Raw genomic sequence first — 2025 nt, forward strand, 5'->3', positions numbered from 1 at the left:
AAGCGCGCCGACGCCGACCCGGCGGGCGCTGCGTTACTGCCGGGCGCGACGCCGCTGCCGTTCGACGCGTTCGCGCGCCGCGCGCTCGCCGAGCGCTTCGATCTGTGCCAGTTCGAATTCGAGTCGCAGCCGTGGCGCTTCGACCGCACGACGCTCAAACGGCTGCGCTTGCCGGTTGCGCTCGTGGCGGCGACGCTCGCGGTCGCGGTGATCGGGGTCAACCTGCACTGGTGGAAGCTCGCGCGCGAGCGCGATGCGCTGTCCGCGCAGATCACCGAAACGCTGCTGTCCGCGTTCCCGAAAACCACGACGGTGCTCGATCCGCCCGCGCAGATGCAGCGCCAGCTCGACCAGCTGCGGCTCGCGGCCGGCGAGCTGTCGCCGAACGATTTCCTCGCGCTCGCGAGCGGGCTGTCGCGCTCGATGGGCGCGCTGCCGCTGAACGGCATCGCGTCGCTCGATTATCACGACCGCAGGCTCGACGTCGGCTTCAAGCCGGGCGTGACGGTCGATCCGGACTTCACGCAGCGCCTCGCGCGCAACGGGCTCGCCGGCGAAGTCGACAGCAGCACGGGCAAATGGACGATCCGGAGCCGCTCATGAAGGCAGAACTGAATCAGACCCTCACGCAATTCTGGGGCGAGCGCACCCCGCGCGAAAAGACGCTGCTCGGCTGGGGCGGCACCGTGCTGGCCGTCGCGATCGCGTATTCGGTGCTGTGGTCGCCCGCGCAGGAAGGCCGTGCGCGGATCATGCGCGCGCTGCCGACGATGCGCAGCGAACTCGCGCAGATGACCGCGCAGGCGAACGAGGCGCGCTCGCTCGCCGCCGCCGCGCAAGGCGTCGCGCCGACCGGCGTCGCGCTGAAGGATGCGCTGACGGCGTCGCTGTCCGATCACGGGTTGCCGGCGCCGCAGACCCAGGTGATCGGCACCGGCGTGCAGATCCAGATGAAGAACGTGCCGTTCCCGGCGTGGACCCAATGGCTCGACGACGCGCGCAAGCAGTTCAAGGTGCAGGTCGGCGAGGCGCACGTCACCGCGCTGAAGGACGACGGCCAGGTCGACCTGACGGCCGTGATGCAGCCGTCGACGCAAAAATAAAGCAAAAATGAGGCAGTGGATGAATCAAGCGGCGGTCGGTCGATGAGGCCGTGGTCGAAGCGGCTCGTCGCCGCATTGCCGTGGCTCGCGGCGGGAGGAATCGCGAGCGCGATCACGCTGGCCGCGCTCGCGCCGGCCGCGTGGATTGCGCCGCAGTTCGCGCGCGCGACGGGCGGGCACGTGAATCTCGTCGATCCCGACGGCTCGCTGTGGCACGGCTCGGGCACGCTGATGCTCGCGCCGGGCGCCGATCGTAGCGCGGCGACGCTGCTGCCGGGGCGGGTCGAATGGACGACGGGTTTCTGGCCGCTCCTGACCGGGCGCGTACAGATGCGGATGCGGCAGACCGACGCGATGCCTGAGCCGGTCACGCTCGATGCGACGTGGCGCGGCGCGGTGCTGTCCGCCGGCGCGATCGCGGTGCCGGCGTCGCTGCTCGCGGGGCTCGGCACGCCGTTCAACACGCTCGACCTGCAGGGCGATGTGCGGCTCGGCTGGACCGACTGGCGGCTCTTCGGCAGCAACGCGTTCGGCCAGCTGACGGTGACGATCGACGAGATGAGTTCGCGCGTGTCGCGCGTGAAGCCGCTCGGTTCGTACCGTGCGGTATTGCAGGCGAAGGGCGCGGGCGCGGATCTCGACCTCGCGACGACGAAGGGGCCGCTGTTCCTCGACGGCCACGGCAACTTCGGTGCGGCCGGCGGATCGTTCCGCGGCACCGCACACGCGGCACCCGAGCAGCAGGCGAACCTCGCGGGGCTCCTGAACCTGCTCGGCCATCCGATCGGCAACGGCGAGGTGTCGCTGATCTTCGGCGGCGACGCGGCGCGCTGACGCGCGCGCAGCGCCCGCCACGCGTACGTTAGGTCACTTCTGCGCGAGCGGCGCGGCGCCCGTGCCTGCGGCGCCGCCGGCCGGCACG

The 2025-nt window shown here is 71.2% G+C and carries 3 protein-coding genes; all 3 read left to right on the top strand.

The genetic code is table 11. From position 1 onward, the window contains the following. Positions 1 to 603 (top strand): type II secretion system protein GspL (gene gspL, locus G3N94_RS41055; protein WP_205799873.1); only part of this gene is annotated, 603 nt, incomplete at its 5' end. Continuing rightward, positions 600 to 1103 carry a type II secretion system protein M gene (locus G3N94_RS41060; protein ID WP_205799874.1) on the top strand — a complete coding sequence of 168 codons (504 nt, stop codon included), beginning with the start codon at positions 600 to 602 and terminating at the stop codon, positions 1101 to 1103. The genes gspL and G3N94_RS41060, both read left to right, overlap by 4 nt. Before the next feature lie 42 nt (positions 1104 to 1145). Then, the gene (locus G3N94_RS41065; protein ID WP_205799875.1) at positions 1146 to 1937 is read left to right on the top strand and encodes a type II secretion system protein N; all 792 of its coding nucleotides are present in this window, start codon (positions 1146 to 1148) and stop codon (positions 1935 to 1937) included. Positions 1938 to 2025 lie beyond the last annotated feature (88 nt).

The sequence above is a fragment of the Burkholderia sp. Ac-20353 genome (genome assembly GCF_017104785.1).
Classification (GTDB): domain Bacteria; phylum Pseudomonadota; class Gammaproteobacteria; order Burkholderiales; family Burkholderiaceae; genus Burkholderia.